Here is a 23561-nt window from a genome sequence, read left to right on the forward strand (position 1 = left end):
AACATAAATATATTGAGGCTGGGGGAGTCCAGCTTCTTTTATAAGAGTTAGTATAGTGAATTGAATAAAGGTTAGGACATCGTTAAGTCGCTTTGATGAACGCCAGTTCTATCTGAAGCTCCTAGCCTTGTCCTATTCTGTTCTCAATCCACTATAAAACAGATTGACGCAGTGATTAATTGAAATCTTTGTTTACTTTATAAGTTCAAAAGATGATTGAATCAACTGTGCAGATATCAACAGTCAGGGAAGTGACTGTTGATACCTGAGCCTAGAAATAGGAAAGTGAGGTCTTTGTGGGGCGGGTTTGAGTTCTTTCCCACGTCCTATATATTGTGTTTTTTGAATGGAGAAGAGATGAAGAAAGTATACCTTGTTTATATCAGCTTGAGTGGCAATACAGAAAGTTTTGTCAAACGCTTGACGACTTTTTTACAGTTTCAGTCAGATTTGCAGGTGGAGCAAGTCCATGTCAAGGACTTGGTCAAGCAGGACATTCCCTTCTATGAACTTGATGCGCCTTTTGTGGCTTTTTTACCAACCTATTTAGAGGGTGGAAACGGTGTGGACAATGGCGATGTTGAGATTTTAACGACGCCTTTGGGAGATTTTATTGCTCATGGCAGCAATGTAGAGAAGTGTCTAGGGGTTGTCGGATCTGGAAATCGCAATTTCAATAACCAATATTGCCTAACAGCTAAGCAATACGCAGAACGTTTCGGATTTCCAGTCCTTGATAATTTTGAACTCCGCGGTCTCACTAATGATGTTGAGCGGGTGGGGAGAAAAATTATGGATTTGGTGTAAACGAGTGAAATAGAAAGAAACTCTAATCAGTATTCCGCTGATTAGAGTTTCTTTCTTATTTTGGTTCAGTTTCCAATATACATATACTCTGACCTGCAATCGTAATCTGATTGCTATCGTCTAGCATTGGTGGGAAAGTAAAGCGGACAGCCTGGTTCGCTTCTTTTTCATAGTTAAAGTCACTCGTTGAGAAGTTGATGATGAATTGAATGCTTTCATCATTGGATGTGACGGTGTAGCGGAGGACATATTCGGTCAGCCAATAGAAGTCGCAACTTTCTTGAATGGTGCGATAATCGCTCTGGCTCAAGATTGGATGCTCTTTTCGAAAGGCAATCAACTGGCTAATAAACTGGACATGCTCGCGGTAGCGAAGCGCTCTTGTCCAATCAAGACGGTTAATGCGATCAGGTACATTATAGGTGTTGTCGATTTCATCCTTGGTGCGGAAAAATTCTTGTCCGCTATGGAGAAAGGCCATGCCTTGGGAAATCAGAATTAGCTGAAGTCCAAAGCTAGCTGCGCGTTTCTGCTGATGTGGTGTCCAGTCAGGATTTTCGATGTGGAAATAATCAAAGGCGGTCGCATTGTCATGGCATTCAATATAGTTGACAGACTGCTCTGGACTGAGGAAATGACTAAAACGGCTTCCTGTTAGCAAGTGTTGTATCTTTTCATGCAGCTGCTTGTTTACCAAACGCTCTGGATTGAGCAAGACTTTTTTAACGGTATCACGGTAATCGTCATTGAAAAAAGCAAGTGTTTCTAGCTTTTCTGCATTGTACTGATGTGCTAGCTGGTCATAGCCCAGTCCTGTTGCCATTTTCCAGCCCTCGCCGTAGAGATAGACATTGTTGTGGAGTGTCCGCAATTCTGTCTCGATTTGATTCATGGTTTCGATGTCAAGAATGCCCATGAGGTCAAAACGGAATCCGTCAAATCCATAGAGACTGGTCCACTGGCGGAGTGATTGTTTGATATAGTTGCGGACCATGCTGCGTTCGCTTGCGACATCATTTCCACAGAAAGTACCGTCTGTGCGAAGACCATTTTCCTGGTAACGATAGAAATAACCAGGGACAATACGCTCAAAGGCATATTCTTCTGCGTGGTAAACATGATTGTAAACTACATCCATAATGACGCTGATATCGGCATCGTGGTAGGCTTGAATGGCTGTTTGCAATTCGCAAATTCGTGCGTACGGGTCATCTGGGTTGCTGGCAAAAGAACCTTCGGGGACATTGTACTGTACAGGGTCATATCCCCAGTTATACACAAGCTGTGGATAACGTTCATCGATACTCCCAAAATCATAAAGGGGCATGAGTTGGATATGAGTTACTCCAAGTTTTTTGATGTAGTCCATGCCAAGGGTCATGTCTTCTAGTTGAGGGGATTCTGTCAAGCCTAGGAATTGGCTGGGATGCGCAAATCCTGCACCTGCCTGCTGTGAGAAGTCACGGACACTCATTTCATAGATAATGGCTTGCGCAGGTACGAGCTGGGTACGGGCTCTTTTTGGAGTTGCAAGTCTAGCAAGATTGATGACGTAGCTGTCTCCGGAGTTTGCGGTTGAAGATAGTGCGTAAGGATCATGAATAGAAATCCATTCTCCATTGACCTTGTGGAGGTAGTGATAGCTAGACCCGTCAAAGTCACCTGCTACCGTCACCTGCCAGACACCTTTTTCCTGCTTTTGCATGGCGTAAGGTGTACCGTCAAGGATTAGAAAGACTGTCTTTGAAATGGGGGCCCAGAGTTTGAACTGGGTTTCTTTCAGACTGTAGTGAGAACCCAAATCCTGTCCGTCGTAGGTAAAGGTCTGCTCAAAGAGGTTTGAGCGAACAATCTGTCCGTAGGCTAGTTCAGTTTTGTTTCGATCTTGATCGTAAATAGTATAATCACCCGTCAAGCTGAGCGGATGAAGGCTGGCAAGCTGATAGGTTACCGTCTGATGTTCTTCAGTTCGGTTATGGATAACCAGTTCTTCTTCAGTCTTGTGAGAGGCAATGTGAAAGACCATATCAGGATGATCGAAGCGTTTTTCAAGAAGAACTCGGATGCTTGCTTCGTCATCAAGATAGGCTTTAAATTGTCGTAAGGCCATGAGCCAATGGCTCCTTTCTAAAGTTCAGTAATAGTATGTGGAATCACACGACGATAGCAAATCTGTTTTTCTTCTTTGCTATCATTGATAATTTGAAGTAGGGTATCGCAGGCGACACGTCCCAGTTGAATGGCATGAACGTCTACGTAGGCATCGATTGGAAGTTTCGGCTTGACAGAGTCAAAGGAAATAATTGGCAACTGCACATTGATTTCATTGAGATAGTGCAAGATTCCCTCTGCCACCATGGTATCGGTTGTGACAATAGCATCTGGTTTTTGTTTCATGAGTTTTTTCATGAGTTTATAGCTACTGTCCTCAAGAAGAAATCCTGAGCTGAACTTGACCTTGCTATCATCAAGTGGGATATTATAGGCTTTCAGAGCCTTTTTATAGCCCTTATAGCGGTCTTGAGACACAACCAGTTCCTTATTTCCAGCTACAAAAGCGAGATTCTGATACCCTTTTTGGATGAAGTAGCTCGTCGCTTCAAAGGCTGCCTGAATATTATCATTATCGACCAATGAGATAAAAGGTGATGCGGCCTTTCCCAAAATGAGAAATGGGAACTTGTGCTGAATAGCTAGTTGCACCAGCGGATCATCTGGCTTAGAGTAGAGGAAAATTAAGCCGTCAACTCGTCTGCCGTAGACCATTTGAGAAATGGCTTCTAACCGCTGAGCTTCATCTTTTCCGGTGCTAATTTGAATGGCATAGTTATGATCAGCTGCGACTTGCGAGATACCACGTAAGGCAGTCGGAAAGAATGGGTTTTGATAGAAAATATCCGAGTCATCTGGTAGAACAAGTCCAATCACCTGAGTATAGCTACTAACCAAGCTACGGGCATTGAGATTGGGATGATAATTGAGCTCTGTCATGGCCTTGCGGACACTTTCCTTGGTCTTTTGGCTGATAGCAGAGCTGTTTTGAATGACACGAGTGACAGTTGAGGGAGAAACCCCTGCTAATTTTGCAACATCTTTAATGGTAGCACGCATACAAACCTCCTAAGCATGATCTCGAAATTTTGTGGTGAAAAAGACCCAGAGTAAGACAAGCACAAACAGGATATTTTGTACCGTCATGACAGTTGTTACTGTTTGACCAAACAGGCCGACGAAACAGGCGATAATCGTTGGCAAACCGAGACAATTGAGGGCCAAATTATAGCACTCTTTAATGGATTGTAGGTGAAAGAGTGTCGATTTTTTTGTTAGGTAAAGAAAGAAGGTTGCTCCAAGAACAATAAAGAGCAGATTTGCGCCCAAGAGAAAGGCGGAAATAAGGGTAATCGTAAGGCTAATCGGAAGTCGATTTTGCTGGTACCAAGCCTGGGAAATCGCAGTGGTTAAGCCTTGTTTCGCATGGAAACTACTGGCCTCAAAGCCTTGATAAGAGGTTTCCACCAAGGTCGTCTCCCCCTTACGGATAATCAGCTTGTCAGTATCGAATTGGTAGGTAAAACCAGCTCCTTGTGGTACTTCTTTTCCAAAAGTGACGTCCTGAGTATGGGTTTCTCCTTGATAGGTCAACTGTCCATTAGAAAACTGGCTATGCTGGGCTAAATCTGTCACGACCTGTTCAGTCAAGGGTTCATAGATGCCGTCAATGAAGTTTTCAAGTGGGTAGGTGGTCAATTGAACGGTTTGTAAAGACGAGGGAATGACCAAGAGAGCAATCAGAAAGACAGTTGTAAACAGACGTTGCCAGAGGGTCATGGCATGCCGATTGGCAAACATTTTTTGTGGTGTTACAATGCTTGAAAAATAAGAAAAGGGGTAAGGTAACATAGGTATCCTCTCATTTCTTTCACTTTCTAGTTTTGCTTGATGACGCTGTTCATTCGTCCGATTGAGTAGGCTCCAAAAACGGAAAGATTGAATGATAATGTCTAGTCGTTTCTTAGAACCTTATTCACAGTTCAGCAACTCTATTCAGGGTTTATTTTTCAAAATACAGTCAGTATTTCTTCAAAAAATGCCTTGATTATCGTAAAATAAGCTCCCGATTAGAGTGACTTCGCTTATGAATAAGGTTCTTATACTCGTCAAAAATCAAAGTCTGACGCCGTTAACTCACCTTGCTTCAACAGTCCAGTGGACTGTTGAAGGTTGGAAATAAGGATTATTGTATAATCCTCAGTTAACATCAGTCCAGTGGACTGTTGAAGGTTGGAAATAAGGATTATTGTATAATCCTCAGCTACCATCAGTCCAGTGGACTGTTGAAGGTTGGAAATAAGGATTATTGTATAATCCTCAGTTAGCATTAGTCCGAACTAGTAGTTCAGTGGAGACGAGCTAAGCTCGCTCTATTTCTCACCTCCCACAATTCTTAATTGCAAGGGACGAGCTAGGCTCGTTTTATTTCTCATCTTCCACAATTTTTAATTGCAAGGGACGAGCTAGGCTCGTTTTATTTCTCATCTTCCACAATTCTTAATTGCAAGGGACGAGCTAAGCTCGCTCTATTTCTCACCTTCCACAATTCTTAATTGCAAGGGACGAGCTAGGCTCGTTTTATTTCTCATCTTCCACAATTCTTAATTGCAAGGGACGAGCTAGGCTCGTTCTATTTCTCACCTTCCACAATTCTTAATTGTGGAAGCTAGTCAGATTTTGATTTTTATAGAGTATTAAATGTTGGGTGTCACCTCTTGATTTCACTTCGTGCTCATAAGAAAAGGTGGGACAAAGATTATCCCTTGTCACCACCACTCGTTAAACCTGATACAAAGTTCTTTTGGAGGAAGAAGAATAGGGTACAAATTGGCAGAGCAATGAGAATTGCACCAGCTGCGAAGTATGCGATTTTCAAGTTTTTCGCATCGTTGACAAAGGTCTGAAGACCAACGGCAACGGTGTAGTATTCTTTTTCACGAAGCAAGAACTTAGATAAGATGTAATCGCCAAACGGTCCCATGAATGCCCAGAGTGCCTGTACCGCAATCATTGGACGAACGAGGGGAAGAACGATTTGCCAGAAACGTCTGAAGTGTCCAGCACCGTCTAGTTTTGCCGATTCATCAAGAGAAATTGGTACCGTATCAAAGTAACCTTTCATCAACCAAGCGTTCATCGGGATTCCGCCACCGACATAAAGGAAGATGAGGAACCAGCTTTGGTTGAGGGCGTTGAGCATTAAGGCCATAACGAAGAAGGCTGTAAGGGCAGCCATAGTCGGTACCATTTGGATAATCAAGAAGAAGACCAAACTTTGTTTACGAGCGAGGAAGTTATAACGACTGTAAGCGTATCCTGCTAGTACCACTATACTGGTTTGGACAACCATTGTCAAGAGGGCGATCACCAAGGTATTAAGGTACCAAGTGCCGTATAGGGTTTCGCTGAAAAGTTTGCTAAAATTCTCGAGGGTAAAGGTGATATTGCCGTCCAACTTGAAGGCCACCACGTTTCCTGATTTAAAGGCAGAGGTAATGGTAATCAAGAGTGGATAGATGATAACGACAGACAAGACAATCAAGTAGAGATAGGTCAAGGTCTGACTGAGACGACGTTTAAATTTTACAGAAAGTTTCATCTTACACATCCTCCATGTCAAACGCATTTAATTTCTTGAAGGCAATCATGGAGATACTGATGACAATCATTGAAATAATCAAGGTCACGGCTGCCGCCATTGAGTATTGAGGAGAAGTTCCTGTTGTCAATTTATAAATCCATGAAATCAGGATATCCGTTGAACCAGCTCCTCCACCGACACTACCAGGTCCACCGTTGTTAAAGAGGTAGATAATGGAGAAGTTGTTGAAGTTGAAGGTATATTGACTAATCAAGGTTGGTGCAGCAACCGCAAGAATCATCGGGAAGGTGATGCTACGGAATTTTTGCCAAGGACTAGCCCCGTCAATGTAAGCTGCTTCGTACAAATCATTTGGAATAGACTGCAAGATACCAAGGGTCAATACGTAGATGTAAGGGAAACCAAGCCAAGCCTGCATCATGATTAAAGCAACTTTTGTCCAGAATGGGTCTGTTTTCCATGGAATGAGGAAGTTGTCAATAAATGGCAAGAACTTACTCAAAAATGGGAGTACCTGCGTATTGATTGCACCGACACTATCGTTGAACATATTGCTAAAAGTCAAAATCGTCACAAAGGCAGGAACAGCCCATGGAAGCAGGAAGATGACACCGAAGATGCGTTTTCCTTTGATAAATGGCTGATTAGCGACAATAGCAGTTAAAATACCAATGACAATCTGAGCAGTTGAAGCGCACAGAGCCCAAATAATGGTCCATGATAAGACAGATCCAAAGGCACTGCGGAAGGTACTCAATGACCAGATATTCGAGAAGTTAGCAAGACCGACCCAGTCCAATAAGGCACCTGGTGGTAAATGTTGGAAGTCGTAGTTGGTAAAGGCAATTAAAAGCGTTACGACAACAGGGAAGATAATAGCAAAGGTCATGGCTACGTAGGACGGGATAATCAAGAGATACGGAAAACCATTCTCATAGATATTTTGAATCATTCCCTTGAGGGTTGTAGTGACAGGAATGCCACTATTCCAACGTTTTGCTGTATCTTTTGCGTCTTTCAAATTCAACACATAAAAGAAGAGATAGACTACAATGATGATAAGGTGGAAAGAACCACGAATCAGCATAAAAAGGGAATTGTCACGTCCACGTTGGCTGCCGAGTGTGACAAGATTTGCAATCTCTCCAGAAGCAATGGTGATTAAGTAAAGGAGAAAAGCAATGGTTACTCCGAGGAAAATAAATCCTTTTGCTTTTTGTTTATTATACAGTTGTCCTAGACCAGGAATCAAAGACAAAAGTAGGGCTTTACTAGGGTTTTGTTGGGTCATCCTGAAATTTCCTTTCTAGTAAGCGAGTATCACTGAAAATATAGCTCCTTGTGAGCTACCTGATCTTTCAATGAGTATAAAGCTGGAATAAAAGACTGGGAGTAAACCCAGCCTCATTCCATTCAATAGTCTGCTTATTGGCCGTATTTTTGTGAGATAGTATCTTCAATCAATTTCACAGCATCATTTGCAGCTGTTTTAGCGTCTTTTTTACCACTTGCAGCTTCAAAGAGCATGTTTGCAGCTGGTTCCCAAACTGTACTCATTTCAGAGATATTTGGAAGTGGTTGTGCAGAAGAGAATTGGGCAACAACGGCACTTGTCAATTCGTCTTTTTTACCGACAGCATATTCACGAGCCTCAGTATTTGCTGGAACTTCATTTGTCATATCGTAAAGTGCTTTTTGCTGATCAGTTGAAGTCAAGTAATCAACAAATTTTTGTGCCATATCAGGATTTTGTGATCCAACTGGGATAACCCATGCTTTACCACCACCAAATGCTTGGTAATCTTTGCCATTTGGAAGGGTTGGAATGGTTGCAACACCGTAGTTGACTTTTGCTTCTTTATAAGACGCTGCTTGCCATGGTCCATCGATGATTGCTGCAGTTTTACCTTCTGTAAATTGTGTCTTGATGAGATTTGCTGCTGCAGAAGTATCTTGAAGACCTTGAGGCCATTGTCCGTACCAAGTTTTTGCGTATTCAATTGCTTTGATTGCGCCGTCATTGTTCAAGCCAATGTCTTTTGGATTGGTACCATTGTCACCAAATACATAACCACCGTATCCAGCAAGAAGTCCATAAGTGTAGTAGAAGTTCGTCCAGTCAGCGAGGAAAGCAGTTGTTTTACCATTTTCACCTTCAAAGGCATATTTGGCATCTTTTGCCATTGCTTCTAATTCAGCAAATGTTTTTGGAGCTTCTTTGATAAGGTCTTTGTTGTAGTAAAGAACGAGTGTTTCGATAACAGCTGGTGAACCGTACACTTTTCCACCATTTGTGACAAGTGCTTTAGTTGTATCGTCTGTCATGCTCGTTTCAGCAAGTTTGACTTCTGACAATTGACCTTCTGAACCAAGGCTACCTACACGGTCGTATGGTGCCATCATGACATCAGGCGCTGACCCTGATTGGTTGTCAAGAGAAAGGTTTTCAAGTCCTCTAAGAGCATCCCCTGTTTTGACAGTGACTTTAACACCGTTGTCTTCTTCAAATTTTTTCGCTGCAGAGTCAATGTATTCTTTGTAACCTTGATCCACATAGACGGTCAATGATTTTCCATCAGCAGCTGAATCATTAGAAGCTGATTTATTTGAAGAACAAGCAGCAAGTACGCTTGTCGTAGCAGCAAGAAGAGCCATGCTCTTGATTAATTTGTGTTTCATATTATCCCCTCCAAGAATAATTGTAATATGGTGAGAAACGCCTACGCATAACGCAAACGTTTGCTTTTCGAACCTATTATATCGCAAAATGAATGCGTTTGCAAGTCTTTTTTGTGATATTTTTATAAAATTTTTGTCACGTGTCAAATAGTTGCTAAATCGGTATAAAACATAGAAAAAACATAGATTCTCGACAAATAGGACTTGATTTGTGAGCGCTAACATTATATAATGTTAGCGAGCAAACGTTTGCGATTAAAAAGCGCAAATAATCATTGTATTCTATATAAAAAGGGGTTAGTAATATGAAAGAACGGCAAAGTGGAGTCTTGCTGCATGTTTCCTCATTACCAGGAAAATACGGGATCGGAACTTTTGGACAGTCAGCCTATGACTTTGTAGATTTTTTGGTCAGAACCAAGCAGCGTTACTGGCAGATTTTACCATTAGGAACAACGAGTTATGGGGATTCTCCTTATCAGTCATTTTCAGCCTTTGCGGGGAACACCCATTTCATCGATTTCGATCGATTGATAGAAGAAGGATGGTTAGACGCCCATGAAGTAGAAGGGATTGACTTTGGCGAAAATCCGACAGAAGTTGATTATGCCAAGATTTTCTATGGTCGCCGTCCAGTTCTAGAAAAGGTTGTTGCACACATGAAAGCGCAAGGTCTACCAGCAGACTATCAGACTTTCTTGGAAGAGCAGGCTTCTTGGTTGGATAATTTTGCAGAATACATGGCTATTAAGGAACATTTTGACCTCAAAGCATGGACTGAGTGGGAAGATGCTGCCATTCGCAGACGAGAAGCGGCCGCCTTAGCCTCTTACCGTGAACAATTGGCTGACCAAATCGATTATCACCGTATTACTCAGTATCTGTTCTTTCGTCAATGGCGGGCCTTGAAAAACTATGCCAATGAGCGCGGTGTTGAGATTGTGGGAGATATGCCGATTTATATTGCGGCAGACTCATCTGATATGTGGGCCAATCCTCAATTCTTCAAAACAGATGAAGAAGGACGTCCGAGTGTGGTAGCAGGTTGCCCACCAGATGCTTTTTCAGAAATTGGTCAGTTGTGGGGCAATCCGATTTATGACTGGGACGCGATGAAGGCAGACGGTTTTTCTTGGTGGATTGCACGCTTGCGTGAGAGCTTTAAGTTGTACGATATGGTGCGTATTGACCACTTTATCGGTTTTGCGTCTTTCTGGGAAATCCCAGCGGGTGAAACAACAGCTGTCAATGGTTATCGCGTAGAGGCACCAGGTTTTGAATTATTTGCGGCCATTAAAGAAGCTTTGGGCGATTTGAATATTATTGCTGAGGATTTAGGTTCTGTGACAGATAAGGTTATTGAACTGCGTGAAACAACAGGCTTCCCTGGCATGAAGGTCTTGCAATTCGCCTTTGATCCTTATGGAGATAGCATCGAGATTCCTCATAACCACCGGCGAAATGTTGTGGCCTATACTGGTACGCATGATAATAGTACGGTTCGTGGTTGGTATGAGAATGAAGTCAGTGATGAAGCAAAGGCTTATCTGGATGCTTATAGCAACCGTCATTCGGATGAATCCATTAACCATGCCATGCTCCGTATGCTCTTTGGGTCTGTCGCCTTTATGGCAGTAGCAACCATGCAGGATTTGCTCGAATTAGACGGCTCTGCACGGATGAATTTGCCAAATACCCTAGGTGGAAACTGGACATGGCGGATGACAAAAGAGCAACTGACAGCAGAAGTAGAAGCAAATCTGCTAGATTTGACGACTACCTATCGCCGCCAGAATGTGAAACAATAGAGAGTTGTTCTGTTTGAAAGTGTGTAATATTTTCTTACGATTAGGATTGACAAGCCAAAAATAAAGGAGTATAATCGATTGTAACAAAACAATCATACAAGGGGGATGTGTTATGAAAAAACCAATTCATTTATATATTTTGGTAGTGTTGTCAATGATTTCGACTTTGATTAAAGTATGGACAACCTTCTTTCTCAAATTTGAAGAAGAAAAAATGGGTGCAGTCTTTGATCCTGCAACAGTGAGTGCTTTAAAAACAGCTTTTGCATTTGAGACGAATCTGGCAAATAAGGCTATCGTTATCATCTTGTTTGTGCTTCTGATTGTAACCATTGTCTTTCTATTCCAAAAGAAAAACGAGTTAGCTTCCTATGGCTATATTGCCTATCTCTTTGGCACCCTCTTACGTTCAACCTATTTTTACATTGGGGAACATATCTTAAACAATTATATTATATCTGTCATCCTTTTTGCCATCTTCTTTGGATTGACTGTTTTCTTCTTGGTCCGCAAACCAAAAGAAAAACCGTCAATGGAACAAACGGCAACAGATATTTAAAGAAAGTAAAGCTCCTTGGGAATGTCCAAGGAGCTTGTTGTTTACATTTTCTTAGGAGCTTCAACACCAAGGAGACGAAGAGCTTCTTTTAAGACAACACCTGTTGCGTAAGCCAAAGCTAGGCGGCTGTCGCGTTCTGGACTTTCATCAAGAATGCGGGTATGGGCATAGTATTTGTTAAAGGCTTGGGCAAGGTTAATCGCATACTTGGCAATCAAGGATGGGTCGTACTTGTCAGCAGCTTTTTCGATGACGTTGGCGAAGTTTTGGAGATGTTTGATAATCTCCCAGCTTTCTGCATCAGTCAATTGATACTGGTTGTCCGTTGCTGGTGTGAAGTTGCCTTTGCGAAGAATCGATTGAATCCGTGCGTAGGCATATTGGACGTAAGGGCCAGTTTCCCCTTCAAAGGATACCATAGCTTCCAAGTCAAAGTCATAGCCGTTTTCGCGGTCTGTTTTGAGATCGAAGAATTTTACAGCTCCTACACCAACAGCTTCTGCGATAGCTTCCTTGTCTTCCAAATCAGGATTTTTTGCTTCGATTTGAGAGAGGGCACGAGAAACGGCTTCATCAAGAGTTGGTTCTAAGAGGATGATATTTCCCTTACGAGTAGACAGTTTTTTCTTGTCTCTTGTCACCAAACCAAAGGCGATGTGAAGCATATCATCACTCCAGTCAAGTCCCATTTCCTTAAGGACAGCTTTTAATTGCTTGAAGTGGTTGGCTTGTTCTTGCCCCACGACGTAGATATTTTTAACGAAGTTATACTGTTCTTTGCGGTAAAGGGCTGTTGCAATATCACGGGTAATGTAGAGGGTTGCACCATCTGATTTCATGATGAGGGCTGGTGGGAGATTGTAGTTTTCCAAATCAACAATCATGGCACCTTTTGATTCTTGTAGGAGGTTTTTCTCTTTGAGAATCTCAATTCCCTTGTCCATCTTATCGTTGTAGAAGGCTTCACCTTGGATATAATCAAAGGTAATGTTTAGCTTGTCGTAAATACGGTTGAACTCAACCAAGCTCTCATCGCGGAACCATTGCCAGAGTTCAAGAGCTTCTGCATCTCCGTCTTCCAATTTTTTAAACCATCTGCGTCCTTCTTCGTCTAGTTCAGGATTTTCATCAGCCTCAGCATTGATACGGACATAGAGTTTGAGTAATTCTGAAATTGGATTAGCTTCGACAGCCGCCTTATCCCCCCATAGCTTGTAGGCCACGATTAAGAGTCCAAACTGTTTGCCCCAGTCGCCTAAATGGTTGATACGAAGCGCCTTGTAGCCCATTTTTTCATAGATATTGGCAAGGGCATCTCCGATAACCGTAGAACGTAAGTGACCAACTGAGAAGGGTTTTGCGATGTTTGGACTAGACATGTCAATCGTGATGTTTTTCCCTTCCCCACGTTTTTGTTGTCCATATTTCTCTTTTTCTTCAATGACTTGGGTTAAGGTAGCGTGTGAGATAGCTGCTTTATCTAGGAAAAAGTTCACGTAAGGACCAGTTGCAACAATTTTTTCAAATCCGTCTGTATCCAATTTTTCCACGATGTCAGCTGCAATGGCTTGAGGCGCCTTGCGCTCTACTTTTGCTAATGAAAAAGCAGGGAAAGCAATATCTCCCATTTCAGATGATTTTGGTTTTTCTAATAGTGCGTAAATCACTTCTAAATCGAGACTAGGAATGGCAGTTGCGAGTTTTTCAGCAACAAGCATTTTTTGATTCATAATAAACCTCCAGAGTTATTCATTCTATTTTAACATATTTCTGCTTTTACGCATGAGAAAACAGCTAAAATTTGTTATAATATTCCTAATGATACAGTTAGAGGTAGACGAGTGAATAAAGCAGAACGACAACAGTTAATTCAAACCATGATTCGTCAAGAAAAGATTCGGACCCAGGCAGAAATCAAGCAGGGGCTTGAACGGCATGGAGTTTCCGTGACTCAGACCACCTTGTCGCGGGACTTGCGGGAATTGGGGCTTGTAAAAATGCACGAAAATGGCAGTTCCTACTATAGCTTGCCAGCAAATGAAGAAGAAATGGCTTTTAGCCAGTTATTGGCCCAATATGCTTATAAGGTAGAGCGAGCAAGTTTCATTTTAGTGCTTCATTCCGAATTGGGAGAAGCAGCTTTAATGGCCAATATCATTGATATTGAAAAACCCGCAACCATTTTGGGAACCTTAGCAGGGGCTGACACCTTATTGGTTATCTGTCGTGATGAAGAGGCGGCTAAGCAGGTTGAAGCGGAAATCAATTCTTATTTAGACTGAGAGGGGCGAGATGACAAAAGAAAAAATTTCACCCGGCATGCAACAGTATCTGGATATTAAAGCCAATTATCCAGATGCTTTTTTGCTATTTCGTATGGGTGACTTCTATGAATTATTTTATGACGATGCGGTAGAGGCAGCGCAGATTTTGGAATTAGCGCTTACCAGTCGCAATCGCAATGCGGAAAATCCAATTCCAATGGCAGGGGTACCGTATCATGCGGCTCAGCAGTACATTGATACCTTGGTCGATTTGGGACACAAGGTCGCAGTGGCAGAGCAAATGGAAGATCCTAAGACAGCCGTGGGTGTTGTCAAGCGGGAAGTGGTGCAGGTCATCACTCCCGGCACAGTTGTGGATTCGTCAAAGATTGGATCTGAGAGTAATTTTTTAGTTGCGATTGAGCGGATGGGAGTGATCTATGCTTTATCTTATATGGATGTGGCAACAGGTCAGTTCTTTGTGACCAGTCTGGATGATTTTATGAGCCTATGCGGGGAAATCCGTAATTTGCGGGCCCGTGAATTGGTCATTGGTTATCAGGTGTCAGAAGAGGAAGAGCAGGTGTTGACCAGTCAGATGAATCTTCTCCTATCTTATGAGGATACGGTAGCAGATGACGTGCAATTGATTGACTCCTCCTTAATTGAGGTCGAAAAAAATGCCGCAGGAAAACTACTCAGCTATGTCTTGCGGACGCAGTTGCGTGACTTGGTGCATTTGCAAAAGGTACAACATTATGAGATTAAGGACTACCTGCAAATGGACTATGCGACCAAGTCCAGCCTTGATTTACTGGAAAATGCCCGAACAGGCAAGAAGCATGGCAGTCTTTACTGGCTTCTTGACGAGACTAGGACAGCTATGGGCTTACGCTTGTTGCGTTCATGGATTGACCGTCCCTTGATTGACCGGACAAAAATTGAATCGCGTCAACGTGTGGTACAGGTCTTCCTTGATTACTTCTTTGAGCGTAGCGACTTGATTGAGAGCTTAAAAGGCGTCTATGATATCGAGCGCTTGGCTAGTCGTGTTTCCTTTGGGAAAACACTACCTAAGGACTTGCTCCAACTGGCTCAGACGCTGGAAAATGTTCCTGCGATGAAGGCGATTTTAGAGCAGATGAATGAGTCTGCCCTTGCGCCCTTGATTGCAGGCTTGGATCCTATTCCTGAACTCCATGCTCTGATTAGTGAGGCAATTGATCCAGATGCCCAAGGTGCGATTACAGACGGAGATATTATCAAAACAGGTTTTGATGCGACCTTGGACCAATACCGTCTGATCATGCGAGAAGGAACAGGCTGGATTGCTGAAATTGAAGCCAAGGAGCGAGCTAACTCTGGCATCAACAATCTGAAAATTGATTACAATAAAAAAGATGGTTACTATTTCCACGTGACCAATTCCAATCTTAATAACGTTCCCGACCATTTTTTCCGTAAGGCAACCCTGAAAAATTCAGAGCGCTATGGCACGGAGGAGTTAGCAAAAATTGAAGGACAAATGCTCGAAGCGCGTGATAAATCGGCTCATCTGGAGTATGAAATCTTCATGCGTATCCGTCAAGAAGTCGAAAAATACATCAGTCGCCTGCAACGCTTGGCACGAATCATTGCGACGATTGATGTGCTACAATCCTTTGCCGTTGTCGCAGAAGCTCAGCGCTACGTGTGTCCGCAGTTTACCGATAGTAGTCGGCAAGTGCTGATTGAACAAGGACGCCATGCGGTTGTGGAAAAGGTCATGGGCAAGCAAACCTATATTCCAAACTCCATTGTCCTTGATGAAGCAACCAATATGCAGCTGATTACAGGACCAAATATGAGTGGTAAGTCTACTTATATGCGTCAGCTAGGCATGATTGTTATCATGGCGCAGATGGGCTCGTATGTGCCAGCAGAACAAGCGACTTTGCCGATTTTTGATGCTATTTTCACACGGATTGGAGCAGCAGATGATTTGGTCAGTGGGCAGTCCACCTTTATGGTAGAGATGATGGAAGCCAACAAGGCAGTTCGTTTGGCTAGTCAAGATTCACTGATTCTCTTTGATGAATTGGGACGGGGAACTGCCACCTATGATGGAATGGCACTGGCTCAGTCGATTATCGAGTATATCCATGACCGCATTGGGGCAAAGACTCTTTTTGCGACCCACTATCATGAATTGACCGATTTAAGTGAAACCTTGGCACATTTAGAAAATGTCCATGTATCCACCTTAGAACACAATGGTCAAGTAACCTTCTTGCACAAGATTGCTTCAGGCCCTGCTGATAAGTCTTACGGAATTCATGTGGCTAAAATTGCGGGTATGCCAGACGAACTCCTGCAGCGGGCAGACACTATTTTACAATCCCTAGAAAATCAAAATCAGTTGCCGCAGAGAGTAGAAGAGGCCCCTCTCCAGCCTCCTGTTGGTCAAATGGACCTCTTTTCCGCCCCACATCCAGCACTAGAACAATTAGAGAAGTTAGATATTTATGCCATGACCCCACTTGACGCCATGAATGCCCTAGCGGAGTTGAAGAAATTATTGTAAAAAGAGAAAAGCTAGGGGAACCTAGCTTTTTTAATAGCTTTATAAAACAACCACATAGATTGCTTCTTCTACCGTATAGGCAACGGATATTGAAATCTGTTCATAGATGATGTTTAATAAAGGTAAGAAAGGAGTTGTTATGAAAGTAAGAATTGAGATTGACCCGAATATTGCAGAAGACAGGGTCATGATTGAAGTGCGTGCCCTGACCCCAGTTATTTCGGATTGGGTTGCGTATACCAAACGGTTGGACACCGTTCCAACTAATTTAACGGTCAAAAAGGGAGAGGATATCTATTTTCTTGATTGGGATGATATTTACACCCTCTATTTGGAAAATCGTATCTTGCAGGCCAAAACGAAAGATGACTGTTACAAATCTTCTTTGCGACTCTATCAGGTCAAGGAGATGTTACCGCAGTATTTTTTGCAGATTTCGCAATCGGAAATCATCAATTTACATCAACTGGACCATTTACAAGTGACCACAAACGGTCTTGTCAAACTTGTTTTTAAAAATAGAGAAGTGACCTACTCGTCCCGTCGCTATCTCAAACATATCAAGGAGGCATTACACCTATGAAACGCTATCTTTATTCCGCTAGTTTAGGCGTCACCATCGGCCTTAGCATCTCGCTCATCATGTCCGCCTGCTTTGGACACGGCATCTACCTTCCACTGAACCCTTCATCAACTCTGGGACAATACTATCTGAGCCATTTTAGTCCTGTGGTTATCATGTTTATCTCGGTTCTTATATGGGCTATGATTGGCCTGTTATTTCAAATAGCGAATCAGATTTTTAAGCAAGATTGGAGTTTGCTTAAAATGACGGTGGTGCATTTTCTTCTAACCGCAATCGGCTTTACTTCGCTCGGCTTACTAGCAGGTTGGTTTCCGCTTCGTCTCCCTTGGCTTATCTTCTTTGAAACCATCTTTATTGCCATTTATGCCCTTATCTTTTTCATCAATTATCATGACATGAAAAAGCAGGTGACAGCCATTAACCAAGGTTTGGAGAAATAGAGGCTTTTATATAACAAAGTCTAGTTTACCAAGGAGCAGAGTAGTTACCCTACCTGCTCTTTTTATTTCCCTTTATGGTATAATAAGGTCATTAGAAAGACAGGAATACTTATGGCAACTATTATTGAACTACCAGAAGTCCTTGCCAATCAGATTGCGGCAGGTGAAGTGATTGAGCGTCCTGCTAGTGTAGTCAAAGAATTGGTGGAAAATTCGATTGATGCAGGTGCTAGCCAAATCAGCATCAGTATCGAAGAATCAGGACTTAAAAAAATTGAAATTAGTGACAATGGAGAAGGAATTGCCCCTGATCAGGTATCTTTAGCCCTTCGCCGTCATGCAACCAGTAAAATCAAAAGTCAGTCAGACTTGTTCCGCATTCGGACCTTGGGATTTCGTGGAGAGGCCCTGCCGTCTATCGCATCCGTCAGTCGGATTCGGATTGAGACTGCAACAGAAACTGCACCTCATGGTCTGTTACTGGAGGCTGAAGCAGGGCAAGTGACGAGAGAAGACGTCATGAGCCGACCTATCGGCACACGCATCTCCGTGGAAGAATTGTTCTATAATACTCCCGCAAGGCTCAAGTACATTAAAAGTCAGCAGGCGGAATTGTCCCATATTGTGGATGTGATGAATCGCTTGAGCTTGGCTCACCCTGAGATTGCCTTTAGCTTGGTCAATGAGGGACGAGAGTTAATCCAAACAGCAGGAACGGGCAGTTTGCGCCAAGCTATTTCAGGTGTATACGGTATTGCATCAGCTAAAAAAATGGTTGGGATTGCAGCTGAGGACTTGGATTTTCTGGTGTCAGGTTATGTGTCCCTACCAGAGTTGACACGGGCCAATCGCAATTACATCAGCATCTTCATCAACGGGCGCTACATTAAGAATTTCTTGCTCAATCGTGCGATTTTAGACGGTTATGGTAGCAAGCTTATGGTCGGTCGTTTTCCGCTCGCTGTGATTGATATTCAGATTGATCCCTATTTGGCGGATGTTAATGTGCATCCGACCAAGCAAGAAGTGCGGATTTCAAAGGAAAAGGAACTGATGAGCCTTATTCGTGAGGCGATTGCAGCTGCGCTCAAGGAACAAGATTTGATTCCAGATGCTTTGGAAAATCTAGCCAAATCAAGCACCCGAACCAAAATCAAGACCGAGCAAGTCACCCTCCCCTTAAAAGAGACCAATCTTTATTACGATACCGTTCGGCAGGATTTCTTTGTCAAACCGCAAACTGTTTCTGAAGAAATCAAGGAATTTCAGCCCACCAAAGAGGTTGACAATATAGTTGACAAGGAAGTTGACAAGTCTGTCAATATCAAGTTTGCCCAGCGAGAAGAATTAGCGACCGATGACCTAGAGCACCCAAGTATTGGAAAAAAAGAGTTGGCAAAATTAGCCGATCGCTTAGAAAATGAAGAAATTTCAACTTTCCCAGAATTAGAATATTTCGGACAAATGCACGGCACCTACCTGTTTGCGCAAGGAAAATCAGGTCTTTATATCATTGACCAGCATGCAGCCCAAGAACGGGTCAAATATGAAGAATACCGCGAAAGCATTGGAAATGTTGAGCATTCCTCCCAGCAGCTATTGGTCCCTTATATCTTTGACTTTCCTGCAAATGATGCCTTGTTGCTCAAGCAAAAATTAGATGCCTTGTGTCAAGTCGGTGTCAACTTAGAGGAATACGGCGTCAACCAATTCATTCTACGCGAACATCCGATTTGGATGAAAGAAGACGAGATTGAGTCTGCTGTCTATGAGATGTGCGACATGCTCTTGTTAACAGATGAAGTTTCCATCAAGCGTTACCGAGCAGAACTGGCGATTATGATGTCTTGTAAACGGTCGATTAAAGCAAATCATTCGCTCGATGATTATTCGGCTCGCCACTTGTTGCGCCAATTAGCAACCTGTAAAAATCCCTATAATTGTCCGCACGGGCGACCCGTCTTGGTTCATTTTACAACGTCCGACATGGAAAAAATGTTCCGCCGTATTCAGGAAAATCATACCAGTCTTCGGGAATTGGGCAAGTATTGACCCATTAAGGAGAGCGTTATGAAAGAGTTTTTTGCCCTGCCCAAACAGATTCAAATCCGTGAGGGGTTCAAATTTTTATCCGCTATGTTGGGAAATACCATTTTCCCTTTTATGGCGCTTTATTATTCCCATTATTTTGGGAATTTTTGGACAGGCATTTTGCTGATTATCACTCAGCTTGTCAGCTTTGTGTCAACCCTGTATGGTGGACACATGGCAGACTCTATGGGTAGAAAAAAGGTTGCTGACCTTGGGAATTTAGGTGTTTGCATAGGTTTTATGATCGTTCTTTTGGCAAATATCCCTCATCATACCTTGCCTATCTTCACTTATATTGGATTTCTTTTGGTGGGAGCTATGCACAATTTTTCGCAGCCTGCCTATGAAGCTATGTTGATTGATTTGACAGATGAGAGCAATCGGAAGTTTGTCTACACGATTAGCTACTGGCTCATTAATATTGCCATTATGTTGGGCTCTGCCTTAGCTGGTCTCTTTTACGAAAGTCACTTTTTCGAGTTACTACTTGCCATGGCTCTGCTCTATGTTTTCATTTTTTTCTACATGTGGAAAAATTTTGAGGAAACAAGGCCAGCAGATGTTGACTTTTCCCATGGTGTAGGAGTCTGGGATGTCTTCCACAACTATGGCGGAATCTTGAAAGATAGGGTCTTTCTCCTCTATGTGGCGGGCTGTGTTGGTTCAGCCTGCATTTGGTTGCAGATTGACACATGGTTACCAATCCATTATGCTCAAGATTTTCAAGTGACAAAGCTGTTTGGCGTTATGATTACAGGTCCTAAAATGCTGAGTTTATCGGTTTTTATCAATACCTTTATGGTGGTCTTTCTCATGACTCGTGTTGGCAAATGGACCCAAAAAATGCCCGTGTTGCCCCAATATTCGCTTGGTTTTCTAATTTTTGCGACGGGGATTTTTCTTGCTATGCAGTTTCAGGCCTTGCTGGGTATTGCTTTTGCAGCAGTGCTTTACACGATAGGAGAGATGGTGCAGGTTCCAGCCAGTCAACTTTTGCGGATTGAGATGATGGATGAGGACAAGCTTGGTTCCTATTCGGGATTCATGTCTTTGGCGCAACCATTGGGAAATATCCTAGCCGGTATAATGGTGTCCTTGACTGCCTTGACAGGTCCGATTGGCTTACATATCAGCTTCATAGTCATTGTCATAGTCAGTCTTAGTTTGATTATAAAAGCAGCGAAATTACATAGAAAGTAAGGAAACATGTACGAATATTTAAAAGGAATTGTCACAAAGATTACAGCGAAATATATTGTCGTAGAGGTGAGTGGTATTGGCTATCTGCTAAATGTTGCGAATCCCTATGCTTACTCAGATAAGCTTCAAGACAGCATACAAGTCTACGTTCACCAAGTGGTGCGAGAAGATGCACATCTCTTGTACGGTTTTCGGACAGAGGCTGAAAAATCAGTCTTTCTGAGTTTAATCTCCGTTTCAGGGATTGGTCCGACAACGGCTCTTGCCATTATCGCAGTCGATGATAATGACGGATTGGTGCGGGCGATTGAGCAGAAAAACATTACCTACTTGACTAAGTTTCCAAAGATTGGTAAAAAAACAGCCCAGCAAATGGTGCTCGATTTGGAAGGCAAGTTTGTGCTTTCTGAAGAAACTGAGCTTCCAAGCCTAGCTGTTGAGGAATCAGCCAATACCGCTCTTGATGAGGCTATGGAAGCAATGGAGGCCTTGGGTTACCGTCCAGCTGAATTGAAGAAAATCAAGAAATTCTTTGAAGGAACGACGGATACGGCTGAAAATTACATCAAGTCAGCCCTCAAAATGCTAATGAAATAGGAGTAACGTCCATGAAACGATGCGGTTGGGTTAAGGAAAGTAATCCCTTGTATGTCGCCTATCACGATGAGGAGTGGGGGAGACCTGTCAAAGACGAGCAAGTTCTTTTTGAACTCTTGTGTCTCGAAAGCTACCAAGCGGGGCTATCATGGGAAACCATTCTCAATAAACGCTCAGCTTTTCAAAAAGCTTTTCATGGGTATGATGTGCAAGTCGTTGCGCAGATGTCAGACAGCGAATTGGAAAGTCTACTGCACAATCCAGCCATTATCCGCCATAGAGCCAAGATTTTTGCGACACGACAAAATGCACGAGCCTTTCTCAAGGTTCAGGAGGAGTATGGTACCTTTGCAGACTATCTCTGGTCTTGGGTTAACTTTACACCAATTGACAATCGTGTAAAGTGCTATCGTGAAGTGCCTAGCAAGACAGTTTTGTCAGAACAACTATCAAAAGATTTGAAAAAACGAGGTTTTACCTTTGTTGGTCCAGTCTGTGTCTATTCCTATCTTCAGGCAGCAGGTCTTGTCAATGATCATGAACTGGATTGCTTTTGTAAAGGAAATTCTCATGAATGAAATAACTGTAAAACCCTTGGTAGCTTTTGCCCAGAACACCCACATTGAAACCGAGCGCTTGAAACTTCGTCCAATGGTAGTGACAGACTTGGAGGATTATCATGCTTTTACATCTGATGATGAACTTTTGAAGTATAATTACCATGCTCATAAGGATAAGCGGGAAAGTTTGGAAGGCCTCGTCATGTACAATATGGCAAGTCCCCTTGGTCGTTATGCAATAGAGTTAAACGAAAATCAACGGATGATTGGAAATATTGTCCTATATTTGAATGAGGGGCAAGATGTAGCAAGCATTGGCTATACCTTGCATGCAAATTATCACCATCAAGGTTATGCTATCGAAGCTGCCCTAGCTTTGAAGGAATTATTCTGGCAAATTGCCGATTTGAAAACCTTAACGGCATCTTGCGATTCTCGAAATAGTGCTAGTGAAAAGGTAATGAAAAAATTAGGCATGCAACTGGCTAGACGCCGTGAGGGAGCAAAGAATTTACGCGGAGAAATCGTGACCATGTTGGACTACGAGATTCGAAAGCCTGTAAATAAAGTGGAGATGTATTCCGATGGGGTCAGATAATCCCGTTGTAAAAGCATTTTGACCTATCTTGTCAAAGGATTTGGCCTAGACAACTTTCATGTGCTACTGTAAACTGAGGAGGAAATATGACAATAGGACAAGTGATAAAAGACAATCGTCTAAAAGCAGGTCATTCACAGGAGTATCTCGCTACAAAACTAGGTGTCAGCCGCCAAACCATTTCCAATTGGGAAAATGAGCGAACCATTCCAGCGGCGGACTACCTAAAAGACTTGAGCCGGCTATACAGCATTTCCTTTGATGTACTGATAGGCTTAGAAGTGCCAAACGCTTCAAGAAAGCCGCTGTTCCTCAAATATGCTCTGCTCAGCCTCATTCTCGCACTACTTCTAATATCAAGTCGGGGGAGTTTAATCTTCTATGCTGATTTGACTGTAGGTGCTATTTTACTCCTTTTCCTATTGGATATTTCAACATTTATCAGGAAAAAGGTGGTATTATGGAAAGGAAAAAAAGCCTAGTTTTAGCATTTGTAGTCTTATATACTGTGATGTTTTGGACACGGTGGACCCATTGGCTTGTTTCTGAAACATTCAAAGGTCCGATTGTCTTTACGGCTTATACTGTTTTATGCTTCATAGGTATTTGTGCTTATTGGGATAGTTTTGTTGAAAAGGCAAGGTGGTTGAAAAAGCATCCTTTGAAGGCCCTTGGAATCGTATTGTTGAGCTTACTCTTCTTTTTTGTAGCTACTCTTCTCTTTTCAATGATTGAAGATGTGCTGAGACAGTTCGTTCATGTAAGAGCAGAATTGAGCAATGATACGGGAATATATGCTGCGGTCAAGCAGTATCCGGCATTTCTGATTCTCGGTGTAATGGGCGTCTTAGGTCCAATTGTCGAAGAATTGATTTACCGTCAGTTTTTGCTTGATTTTCTGCCAGGTTATATGTCCAAAAGTCTAGCTGTTCTTATCTCTTCGGTCTTATTTGCAGTTTTACATGTCCATCATCTACAGCTGGCAGAATTTATTAGTGTTATCGGCCATTTTGGTTATGGATTAGTCTTTGCCCTTATTTATTTAAAAACCAATAAAAACATTTATTTTCCAATCTCGCTTCACGTTCTCAATAATCTTATGGGCTTATTAGCGATAGTGCAAAACATTTAAAAGAAAAGAACCGCTTGGTTC

General features: G+C 42.5%; 21 protein-coding genes. 14 read left to right on the plus strand and 7 right to left on the minus strand.

Annotated elements, in window-relative coordinates; genetic code table 11:
* Positions 1-357 precede the first annotated feature (357 nt).
* Complete coding sequence (gene nrdI, locus CHF41_RS00340; protein ID WP_119875491.1) at positions 358-807, plus strand: class Ib ribonucleoside-diphosphate reductase assembly flavoprotein NrdI; 450 nt, start codon at positions 358-360, stop codon at positions 805-807.
* Between the two features lie 55 nt (positions 808-862).
* On the opposite strand, the gene pulA is transcribed toward nrdI, so the two are convergent.
* From pulA to CHF41_RS00370, 6 genes are all read right to left on the minus strand, one after another.
* On the minus strand, positions 863-2917 hold the full coding sequence (gene pulA / locus CHF41_RS00345; protein ID WP_119875492.1) for a type I pullulanase: 2055 nt from the start codon (positions 2915-2917) through the stop codon (positions 863-865).
* 17 nt (positions 2918-2934) lie between these two features.
* A complete protein-coding gene (locus CHF41_RS00350; RefSeq protein WP_119875493.1) occupies positions 2935-3918 on the minus strand; it encodes a LacI family DNA-binding transcriptional regulator in 984 nt (327 codons plus the stop codon).
* A gap of 9 nt (positions 3919-3927) precedes the next feature.
* Positions 3928-4710 (minus strand): DUF1189 family protein, encoded by a 783-nt coding sequence (locus CHF41_RS00355; protein ID WP_119875494.1) that lies wholly within the window; start codon positions 4708-4710, stop codon positions 3928-3930.
* Between the two features lie 907 nt (positions 4711-5617).
* Positions 5618-6460: a sugar ABC transporter permease gene (locus tag CHF41_RS00360; protein WP_119875495.1), complete on the minus strand. Its 843-nt coding sequence runs from the start codon at positions 6458-6460 to the stop codon at positions 5618-5620.
* 1 nt (position 6461) lies between these two features.
* Entirely contained in the window at positions 6462-7754 is a 1293-nt protein-coding gene (locus CHF41_RS00365) for a carbohydrate ABC transporter permease (protein WP_119875496.1), read from the minus strand.
* Between the two features lie 134 nt (positions 7755-7888).
* On the minus strand, positions 7889-9142 hold the full coding sequence (locus CHF41_RS00370) for an extracellular solute-binding protein (protein WP_119875497.1): 1254 nt from the start codon (positions 9140-9142) through the stop codon (positions 7889-7891).
* A gap of 305 nt (positions 9143-9447) precedes the next feature.
* On the opposite strand from CHF41_RS00370, the gene malQ reads away from it, so the two are divergent.
* Positions 9448-10950: a 4-alpha-glucanotransferase gene (gene malQ / locus CHF41_RS00375; RefSeq protein ID WP_119875498.1), complete on the plus strand. Its 1503-nt coding sequence runs from the start codon at positions 9448-9450 to the stop codon at positions 10948-10950.
* 112 nt (positions 10951-11062) lie between these two features.
* The gene (locus tag CHF41_RS00380; protein ID WP_119875499.1) at positions 11063-11509 is read left to right on the plus strand and encodes a hypothetical protein; all 447 of its coding nucleotides are present in this window, start codon (positions 11063-11065) and stop codon (positions 11507-11509) included.
* 41 nt (positions 11510-11550) lie between these two features.
* On the opposite strand, the gene argS is transcribed toward CHF41_RS00380, so the two are convergent.
* Positions 11551-13239 (minus strand): arginine--tRNA ligase, encoded by a 1689-nt coding sequence (gene argS, locus CHF41_RS00385; RefSeq protein WP_119875500.1) that lies wholly within the window; start codon positions 13237-13239, stop codon positions 11551-11553.
* Between the two features lie 111 nt (positions 13240-13350).
* On the opposite strand from argS, the gene argR reads away from it, so the two are divergent.
* The 11 genes from argR (at position 13351) to CHF41_RS00440 (ending at position 23540) form a co-directional block, all read left to right on the plus strand.
* Entirely contained in the window at positions 13351-13791 is a 441-nt protein-coding gene (gene argR / locus CHF41_RS00390; protein WP_075105151.1) for an arginine repressor, read from the plus strand.
* A gap of 10 nt (positions 13792-13801) precedes the next feature.
* Entirely contained in the window at positions 13802-16336 is a 2535-nt protein-coding gene (gene mutS, locus CHF41_RS00395) for a DNA mismatch repair protein MutS (RefSeq protein ID WP_119875501.1), read from the plus strand.
* Positions 16337-16475: 139 nt separating this feature from the next.
* Positions 16476-16919: a LytTR family DNA-binding domain-containing protein gene (locus tag CHF41_RS00400; protein ID WP_119875502.1), complete on the plus strand. Its 444-nt coding sequence runs from the start codon at positions 16476-16478 to the stop codon at positions 16917-16919.
* Positions 16916-17362 carry a DUF3021 domain-containing protein gene (locus tag CHF41_RS00405; RefSeq protein ID WP_119875503.1) on the plus strand — a complete coding sequence of 149 codons (447 nt, stop codon included), beginning with the start codon at positions 16916-16918 and terminating at the stop codon, positions 17360-17362. The genes CHF41_RS00400 and CHF41_RS00405 overlap by 4 nt, the downstream gene beginning before the upstream one ends.
* 111 nt (positions 17363-17473) lie before the next feature.
* Positions 17474-19414 carry a DNA mismatch repair endonuclease MutL gene (gene mutL, locus CHF41_RS00410; protein WP_119875504.1) on the plus strand — a complete coding sequence of 647 codons (1941 nt, stop codon included), beginning with the start codon at positions 17474-17476 and terminating at the stop codon, positions 19412-19414.
* Between the two features lie 18 nt (positions 19415-19432).
* The gene (locus CHF41_RS00415) at positions 19433-20653 is read left to right on the plus strand and encodes an MFS transporter (RefSeq protein ID WP_119875505.1); all 1221 of its coding nucleotides are present in this window, start codon (positions 19433-19435) and stop codon (positions 20651-20653) included.
* 6 nt (positions 20654-20659) lie between these two features.
* Positions 20660-21250 (plus strand): Holliday junction branch migration protein RuvA, encoded by a 591-nt coding sequence (ruvA, locus tag CHF41_RS00420; RefSeq protein ID WP_119875506.1) that lies wholly within the window; start codon positions 20660-20662, stop codon positions 21248-21250.
* A gap of 11 nt (positions 21251-21261) precedes the next feature.
* Positions 21262-21828, plus strand: coding sequence for a DNA-3-methyladenine glycosylase I (locus tag CHF41_RS00425; protein WP_119875507.1), 567 nt, complete (start codon positions 21262-21264; stop codon positions 21826-21828).
* Positions 21821-22408 (plus strand): GNAT family N-acetyltransferase, encoded by a 588-nt coding sequence (locus CHF41_RS00430; protein ID WP_240622959.1) that lies wholly within the window; start codon positions 21821-21823, stop codon positions 22406-22408. The genes CHF41_RS00425 and CHF41_RS00430 overlap by 8 nt, the downstream gene beginning before the upstream one ends.
* Positions 22409-22494: 86 nt before the next feature.
* A complete protein-coding gene (locus CHF41_RS00435) occupies positions 22495-22890 on the plus strand; it encodes a helix-turn-helix transcriptional regulator (RefSeq protein WP_119875508.1) in 396 nt (131 codons plus the stop codon).
* Entirely contained in the window at positions 22869-23540 is a 672-nt protein-coding gene (locus CHF41_RS00440; protein WP_119875509.1) for a CPBP family intramembrane glutamic endopeptidase, read from the plus strand. The genes CHF41_RS00435 and CHF41_RS00440 overlap by 22 nt, the downstream gene beginning before the upstream one ends.
* The last annotated feature ends 21 nt before the right edge of the window (positions 23541-23561 follow it).

It is taken from the genome of Streptococcus respiraculi, from assembly GCF_003595525.1.
GTDB lineage: Bacteria > Bacillota > Bacilli > Lactobacillales > Streptococcaceae > Streptococcus > Streptococcus respiraculi.

Excerpts from the sequence above, each read along its gene's own strand:
- nrdI (WP_119875491.1), top strand. The coding sequence starts at position 358 with ATGAAGAAAGTATACCTTGTTTATATCAGCTTGAGTGGCAATACAGAA.
- pulA (WP_119875492.1), bottom strand. The coding sequence starts at position 2,917 with ATGGCCTTACGACAATTTAAAGCCTATCTTGATGACGAAGCAAGCATC.
- CHF41_RS00350 (WP_119875493.1), bottom strand. The coding sequence starts at position 3,918 with ATGCGTGCTACCATTAAAGATGTTGCAAAATTAGCAGGGGTTTCTCCC.
- CHF41_RS00355 (WP_119875494.1), bottom strand. The coding sequence starts at position 4,710 with ATGTTACCTTACCCCTTTTCTTATTTTTCAAGCATTGTAACACCACAA.
- CHF41_RS00360 (WP_119875495.1), bottom strand. The coding sequence starts at position 6,460 with ATGAAACTTTCTGTAAAATTTAAACGTCGTCTCAGTCAGACCTTGACC.
- CHF41_RS00365 (WP_119875496.1), bottom strand. The coding sequence starts at position 7,754 with ATGACCCAACAAAACCCTAGTAAAGCCCTACTTTTGTCTTTGATTCCT.
- CHF41_RS00370 (WP_119875497.1), bottom strand. The coding sequence starts at position 9,142 with ATGAAACACAAATTAATCAAGAGCATGGCTCTTCTTGCTGCTACGACA.
- malQ (WP_119875498.1), top strand. The coding sequence starts at position 9,448 with ATGAAAGAACGGCAAAGTGGAGTCTTGCTGCATGTTTCCTCATTACCA.
- CHF41_RS00380 (WP_119875499.1), top strand. The coding sequence starts at position 11,063 with ATGAAAAAACCAATTCATTTATATATTTTGGTAGTGTTGTCAATGATT.
- argS (WP_119875500.1), bottom strand. The coding sequence starts at position 13,239 with ATGAATCAAAAAATGCTTGTTGCTGAAAAACTCGCAACTGCCATTCCT.
- mutS (WP_119875501.1), top strand. The coding sequence starts at position 13,802 with ATGACAAAAGAAAAAATTTCACCCGGCATGCAACAGTATCTGGATATT.
- CHF41_RS00400 (WP_119875502.1), top strand. The coding sequence starts at position 16,476 with ATGAAAGTAAGAATTGAGATTGACCCGAATATTGCAGAAGACAGGGTC.
- CHF41_RS00405 (WP_119875503.1), top strand. The coding sequence starts at position 16,916 with ATGAAACGCTATCTTTATTCCGCTAGTTTAGGCGTCACCATCGGCCTT.
- mutL (WP_119875504.1), top strand. The coding sequence starts at position 17,474 with ATGGCAACTATTATTGAACTACCAGAAGTCCTTGCCAATCAGATTGCG.
- CHF41_RS00415 (WP_119875505.1), top strand. The coding sequence starts at position 19,433 with ATGAAAGAGTTTTTTGCCCTGCCCAAACAGATTCAAATCCGTGAGGGG.
- ruvA (WP_119875506.1), top strand. The coding sequence starts at position 20,660 with ATGTACGAATATTTAAAAGGAATTGTCACAAAGATTACAGCGAAATAT.
- CHF41_RS00425 (WP_119875507.1), top strand. The coding sequence starts at position 21,262 with ATGAAACGATGCGGTTGGGTTAAGGAAAGTAATCCCTTGTATGTCGCC.
- CHF41_RS00430 (WP_240622959.1), top strand. The coding sequence starts at position 21,821 with ATGAATGAAATAACTGTAAAACCCTTGGTAGCTTTTGCCCAGAACACC.
- CHF41_RS00435 (WP_119875508.1), top strand. The coding sequence starts at position 22,495 with ATGACAATAGGACAAGTGATAAAAGACAATCGTCTAAAAGCAGGTCAT.
- CHF41_RS00440 (WP_119875509.1), top strand. The coding sequence starts at position 22,869 with ATGGAAAGGAAAAAAAGCCTAGTTTTAGCATTTGTAGTCTTATATACT.